Consider the following 5,780-nt stretch of genomic DNA (forward strand, 5'->3'; position numbering starts at 1 on the left):
CGCCGCCGCCGGACGTCCGGCGGCGGCGCCTTTCTTCCGCCCGGGTGCTCAGGCCTCGTGCTGCAGGCAGCAGAGCGCGCCGGTGTTCCGGGTGGGGCAGAACCGCTCGGTGATGCAGGTGGTCTTGGTGGTGCAGTTCTCGGTCTCGATGGAGTCGTGGCCGCGCACCGTCCCGCGGCCCGCCGGCGCCGCCTCGGTGGCGAAGCTCTCCACGCGCAGGGCGTCCAAGTCGAGCGCGAGCTTCTTCATCGTCCTCTCCTTTCCATCAGGGCACCGGACGGGCGGGATCCGCCGTCCCGCCTGCCGCGAGGCTCATTCGGGCTCCCCATCGGGGGCGCCGCACTTCACCGTCAGCGGGCACTTCAGCGTCTTCACGCAGGTGGTGACGAGGCAGGTGTCCTCGAAGGTGCAGTTCTCCGTCTCCATCGTGTCGTCGTGGGCGAGCACGGTCCCGCGGCGCTCCCGCGCCTCTTCCGTGGCGAAGCTGTCCACCCGCAGCGCGTCCAGGTCCAGCACCAGCTTCTTCATGCGGCACCTCCCGAAAACGTGATGCCCGGAGTCCCTTCCCGGGGCTCCGGGCACGCAGCAATTCCCGTGCGGCCGGACGCCTGGATGCGAATCACGGTCCGGCCACGGCTCCGTACCCCGTACTTCGTACCCCGTACCTTCGTACTTCCGTACTCAGGAAACCACCAGCGCCACCCACTCGCACGCCTCGGCGCCGCGCGTCTCGCACTTCGGGTGCTGGGCGGCGTGCTTGCGGCCCATGTACTCGGTCATCAGCTCCGAGAGGGCGCCGGCGTAGAAGGCGCAGGCGGCGCCCCCCGCGTCGGCCCGGGCGGTGAGCGAGCGGCGGATGCGCACGCCGGGCGGGCGGGCGGTGATCTCCAGCGCCCCCTCGGCGGCGATCTGGCGGAAGAGCCGGCGGGCGGCCTTGCGCGCCGAGCGCTGCGCCAGCACCGGGGGCATGAAGCGCACCATGCGCCGGAACCCGGGCGAGCGCTCCATCCAGGCGTGGCGCGCCACCCGCCGGCCCGCCTCCTCGAAGATCTCGTCGCAGTCGGGGCGGCGGATCACCAGCCGGATCAGGTCGGCCACCACCTCGGCGCTCTGCAGCCGCTTGCGCTTGACCTCCTCGCGGAAGCGGTGGATCTGCGTGTAGATCACGTCGCTGAGGCCCAGCCGCCGCGGCATGCTGAGCGCCACGTCCTCGCCCTCCAGGTACTCCTCCGGGCGGTCCATGTCGCGCATGGTCTCCAGGAGGATGAGGGGGAAGACCGGGGTCACGCTGGGAGCACCGGCGTTCGCCCCGCGGGCGGCGTCGTTCGGCATGGTTCGGAGAGGTGCGGCGATGGGTGGCCCCGCGGATCGGAAGCGCCCAATCTCGCCCCGCGCCCCGCGTCTGGCAAGTGCGTGGCGCGCGGGTGATTGCGGGCGGCCGGAATGCGTCTTGCACCCCCGGCGGGTCCGAGCGATGTACCGAGATCCTGAACGCCGAACGCCCGGGAGGATGCGTGGCTCCGAACCCGAACGACAACCCCACGTGCGTCTTCTGCCGCATCATCGGCGGCGACGAGATGGTGAGCGTGATCCACGAGGACGACGAGATCATCGCCTTCCTCGACGTGCAGCCGCTGCACCCGGGGCACGTGCTGGTGGTGCCCAAGGCGCACTACAAGAACCTCTTCTACGTTCCCGAAGAGCTGGCGGCGCGCACCTTCTCGGTGGCCAAGCGCATCATGCCGGGGCTGCGCAGGGCCACCGGCTGCCGCGCGGTCAACCTCTTCTCGCCCAACGGGGCCGACGGCGGGCAGGACGTCTTCCACTTCCACCTGCACCTGATCCCGGTGCCCAAGGACGCGCCCTTCCCGCTGCAGCTCCCCGACCCCGGGGCGCCGGTGCCCTCGCGCTCGCAGCTGGACGTGATGGCCGCCCACATCGGCCGCTGCATCCACGACGAGTGCGGGGATGTCGCGCCCGAGGCCCAGCCTCGGGAGGAGATGGCGGCGGTCTGACGGACAGAACGTCAGGCCTCACGCAGAGTCGGCAGAGTCAGCAGAGGAACACCTCCGCCGACTCTGCTGGCTGTATGTGAGAACGGTGTTCGCCGGATCCGGCATCCCGGTGCGGCCGGACCGGACAACCGATGGGACGGAAAAGAAGCGCGGCGCGGGGGCCTGGGGAGGCTCCGCGCCGCGGCTCGCGTCCGGTCCGGCCGGGCTAGTACCGGCACTCGCCGCTGACGATCCCGTTCGCCCGGCGGGCCGGTCCGGCGGTGGAGAAGCGGGCCTGGGCGGCGGCGATCCTCTGCCGGGAGGCGTAGAAGCTGGAGTTGAAGTGCGACTGCGCCTGCCGCTGGATCGGTGAGCACGAGTTGAAGCGGAAGCTGACCGGCCCCACCATGCCGGGCGCGCACCCGGAGAGCCCCACCACCGCCAGCGCCGCGCCGATCCCGAAGAGCTTCTTCACGTTGCGCATGCTCCCTCCCCAGAAGGTCTCCTCGCCCTTCCCGCGCACCACGCCGGGCCCGGAGACGTTGCGAGTTGCCGGTGCGCTCGACCCGTACGCCGAGAACGCGCGGCGGGGACGATTCGGGACAGCAAATCCGGTGCTGCCGCCACGTTGGACAAACTGTAGAAGGGGAGCCCGGAGGACAAGTGGATTCGCGCTCCGGGGACCGGGCGGTTGCATGAGGGATGCGCGCCCGTCAGGGCCGGGACGGCGCCGCCACAGGGGGTATCGTGGCGGTGGCGGCCCGGCGCGGTTGGGCACGGTCGTATCGTGCCCTACCGCGCGCGCAGCCCGGCCCGGAGCGCAGCGGAGGGACATGCCCAGAACCAAAGTGCGAAAGTACTGAGTGCGAAAGTGCGAAAGTGACTGCGGCTCAATCACTCTCGCACTTTCGCACTTTCGCACTCTCGCACTAACTCAGCGCCGCGCGCCGCCGCTGCGCTGCTGGGCGAGCTTGACGGCCTCGTAGACGTTCACGATGCCGCCGGTGGCCGAGAGCTGGCCGAAGGGGATGCGCTCCTCGCTCCCCGGGCGCACCACGCTCTGCGTGGGGTAGCGCGTGGCCGACTCCAGGATGATGGCCTTCACCTGCTCGGCGGTGAGCTCGGGGAAGTAGGCCATGAGCAGCGCCGCCAGCCCGGTCACCACCGGGGCCGCCATGCTGGTGCCCTGCTGCCGCGAGTACCCCGCGTCGGTGACGGTGGAGTAGATGCTCATCCCCGGCGCGAACACGTCCACCTTGGTGCGGCTGTAGTTGGAGAACGAGGCGGCCAGGCTGTCGGGGGCCCACGCACTGGCGCCCACCTCGATCCAGTTGCGGGCCGCGCCGCCCGCCCTGAACTCGCGGGTGGGGAAGCTGGGGTCGTCGTCCAGCAGGGCGCCGCCGTTGCCGGCCGCGTGCACGAACAGCACGCCCTTGCCCTCGGCGTAGCGCACGGCCTCGTCCACCACGTCCTTCTGGGGCGAGTGCGCCTTGCCGAAGCTCATGTTGATGACCTGCGCCCCGTTGTCGGCGGCGTAGCGGATGGCGTTGGCGATGTCCTTGTCGCGCTCGTCGCCGTCGGGCACCGCGCGCAGCACCATGATCTTCACGCCGCTCGCCACGCCGTCGACGCCGATGCCGTTGCCGCGCACCGCCGCCACGATCCCCGCCACGTGGGTGCCGTGCATGGCCCCGGGGCCCTCCACCTCGGCGTTGCCGTAGCCGCGCTCGCGGGGGTCGGCGTAGTTGTCGCCCACGACCCCGCGCGGGTCGAAGTCGGGGTTCAGCCCGTAGCGCAGCCGGTTCTCCACGTCCTTGCGCTCGCTGGCGATCACCTCGGGGGTGATGCCGGCGGCGGCCATGCGCAGGTAGATGTCGCGCGCCTGCGTCACGTCCTGCCGCACCGAGGGCTTCATGGACGTCACCCGGGCCACCGTGAGCGAGTCGGTGCCGAGCGCCTGGCGCAGGACGGTGCTCACCTGCTGCGCCATCTGCCCGATCTGGTTGATCTGGTCGAGCAGCTCCTGCGCCTCGGCGCGGTCGGCCTGCAGCTTCTGCTTGTGCGCCTGGCACTCGTCGTACGCCTTGCGCTCGGCGGGGGCCTGCGGGGGCGGGGCGCCGGTGTCGTAGCGGCCGCGGCAGGCGGCGTACAGGCGGACGCCCTCGTAGGTGTCGAACTCCACGTCGCGCCCGTCGCGCCCGCCGATGAAGTCCCACCCGTGCACGTCGTCGACGTAGCCGTTGCCGTCGTCGTCGCGGCCGTTGCCGGCCACCTCGCGCGGGTTGGTCCAGACCACGTCCTTCAGGTCGGGGTGGTCGATCTCGATGCCGCTGTCGATGATGGCCACCACCACGCTGCGGCGCGGCTGGCGCCCGGCCAGCAGCTCGCGGTACGCGCGGTTGGCGCTGATGCCGGGGACGCGGTCGGCCTGGGGGTCGAGCTGCCACCAGTTCTCGGGCGGCTCGCCGGTGAAGGCGGGCCGGGCCGTGGGGGCGGTCTGCGCCAGGGTGGCCTGCGCCGGCAGGGCGGCGCCGAGCGCGAGCGTGAGAACGCCGATCAGGCGGATGGGCTTCATCTAAGGTGCCGGGTGGAAGTGGTCGGGGTCGGAATCACGAGCGAGCCCTGTACACCGCAAGGGCGCGCAGGTTACCGCGCGGCTTGAAGATGGGGACGAGCCGAGCCGGACGCGCCGCCAGCGGTCTCCCCGAGGGATGGAAGACGACGGCCGTACCGATTGCCGGGAGCCGCCCGGGCTCCTAGTCTGGAGCGTCCGGTCCGTTCGGAGCCTCTGGCCTGGAGCGTCGCGCGCATGAGATCGATCGCCACCATCGGGTACGAGAACGCGACCGTGCCGAGCTTCCTCGACGCCCTGCGCGGCGCGGGGGTGGACCTGCTCGTGGACGTCCGCGCGGTGGCCAGCTCGCGCCGCCCCGGCTTCGCCAAGTCGCGGCTGGCCGAGAACGTCGGCGGGGCGGGATCGAGTACCTGCACCTGCGCGGCCTGGGGACGCCGGCGGACGGGCGCGCGGCCGCCCGTGCCGGCCGCCACGAGGAGATGCACGCGATCTTCCGCGAGCACCTGGCCACGCCCGAGGCGCAGGCGGACCTGGAGACGCTGGCGGACCTGGTGCGCTCGGGCCGCCGCGTCTGCCTGCTGTGCCTGGAAGCCAACCCCCTCCACTGCCACCGCAGCCTGGTCGCCGCCGCCCTGGCGGAGCGGGTGCCGGTGCGGATCGAGCACCTCGCGCCCGGCACCGAATCCGGTTGATCAGAGGGTGTGCGCGATCCCAAAAGGTATTTTGACCCGCACGGTAGACACGCTGTCATCCTGAGAGACTTTTGAGAAACCGATCCACACAGGCCCCGATGGTGGTTTCTGGTGTCGAATGATGCTGATTTACAGGGCAGATTGCCGTCTAGGAGTCCTGAATCATCGACTTGGAAGGCCGGTCAAGCTGCCAGAGTGACGTTTCTCAAAAGTCTCTGAGGGCGCACGCACCGGAGTCGCGTCTTCACAAGAGCTTGCGCGCCCGAAGGATCTGCGGGTGGGGACTCGCGCGTCAGCCTGGCTAACGCTCGGACCCCACCCGCAGATCCTTCGTCGCCGCCCGGCGTCCGCGCATGCCGCCGGTCCCGCTCGGCGGCTCCTGAATAGAAACTACCTGGCTCGTGCGCTGTGACGGGCTTCGGTGCTCGCCGCGGGTAGCCCCCCTCCCCGGCCCTCCCCCCGCTGCGCGGTGGGAGGGAGAACTACAACCCGTTTCATCCTCCGTGGTCGCGCGCAGCG

6 protein-coding genes and 1 pseudogene are annotated in these 5,780 nt (G+C 71.2%); 2 read left to right on the forward strand and 5 right to left on the reverse strand.

Annotated features, from left to right (window positions below):
* Positions 1–48 precede the first annotated feature (48 nt).
* From VF746_16220 to VF746_16230, 3 genes are all read right to left on the reverse strand, one after another.
* Positions 49–249, reverse strand: coding sequence for a hypothetical protein (locus VF746_16220; protein HEX8693970.1), 201 nt, complete (start codon positions 247–249; stop codon positions 49–51).
* 63 nt (positions 250–312) lie between these two features.
* Positions 313–528 carry a hypothetical protein gene (locus tag VF746_16225; GenBank protein HEX8693971.1) on the reverse strand — a complete coding sequence of 72 codons (216 nt, stop codon included), beginning with the start codon at positions 526–528 and terminating at the stop codon, positions 313–315.
* Between the two features lie 153 nt (positions 529–681).
* Complete coding sequence (locus VF746_16230) at positions 682–1,332, reverse strand: 4-vinyl reductase (GenBank protein HEX8693972.1); 651 nt, start codon at positions 1,330–1,332, stop codon at positions 682–684.
* 182 nt (positions 1,333–1,514) lie between these two features.
* Here VF746_16230 and VF746_16235 point away from each other — a divergent pair, with 182 nt between their 5' ends.
* Positions 1,515–2,015 (forward strand): HIT domain-containing protein, encoded by a 501-nt coding sequence (locus VF746_16235; protein ID HEX8693973.1) that lies wholly within the window; start codon positions 1,515–1,517, stop codon positions 2,013–2,015.
* A 205-nt stretch (positions 2,016–2,220) separates the two neighbouring features.
* On the opposite strand, the gene VF746_16240 is transcribed toward VF746_16235, so the two are convergent.
* The gene (locus tag VF746_16240) at positions 2,221–2,478 is read right to left on the reverse strand and encodes a hypothetical protein (GenBank protein ID HEX8693974.1); all 258 of its coding nucleotides are present in this window, start codon (positions 2,476–2,478) and stop codon (positions 2,221–2,223) included.
* Positions 2,479–2,928: 450 nt separating this feature from the next.
* Positions 2,929–4,569, reverse strand: a complete 1,641-nt coding sequence (locus VF746_16245; GenBank protein ID HEX8693975.1) for a S8 family peptidase — start codon at positions 4,567–4,569, stop codon at positions 2,929–2,931.
* A gap of 234 nt (positions 4,570–4,803) precedes the next feature.
* On the opposite strand from VF746_16245, the pseudogene VF746_16250 reads away from it, so the two are divergent.
* A pseudogene (locus VF746_16250) lies at positions 4,804–5,261 on the forward strand (DUF488 domain-containing protein).
* The last annotated feature ends 519 nt before the right edge of the window (positions 5,262–5,780 follow it).

Source organism: Longimicrobium sp., from assembly GCA_036389795.1.
Classification (GTDB): Bacteria; Gemmatimonadota; Gemmatimonadetes; order Longimicrobiales; family Longimicrobiaceae; genus Longimicrobium.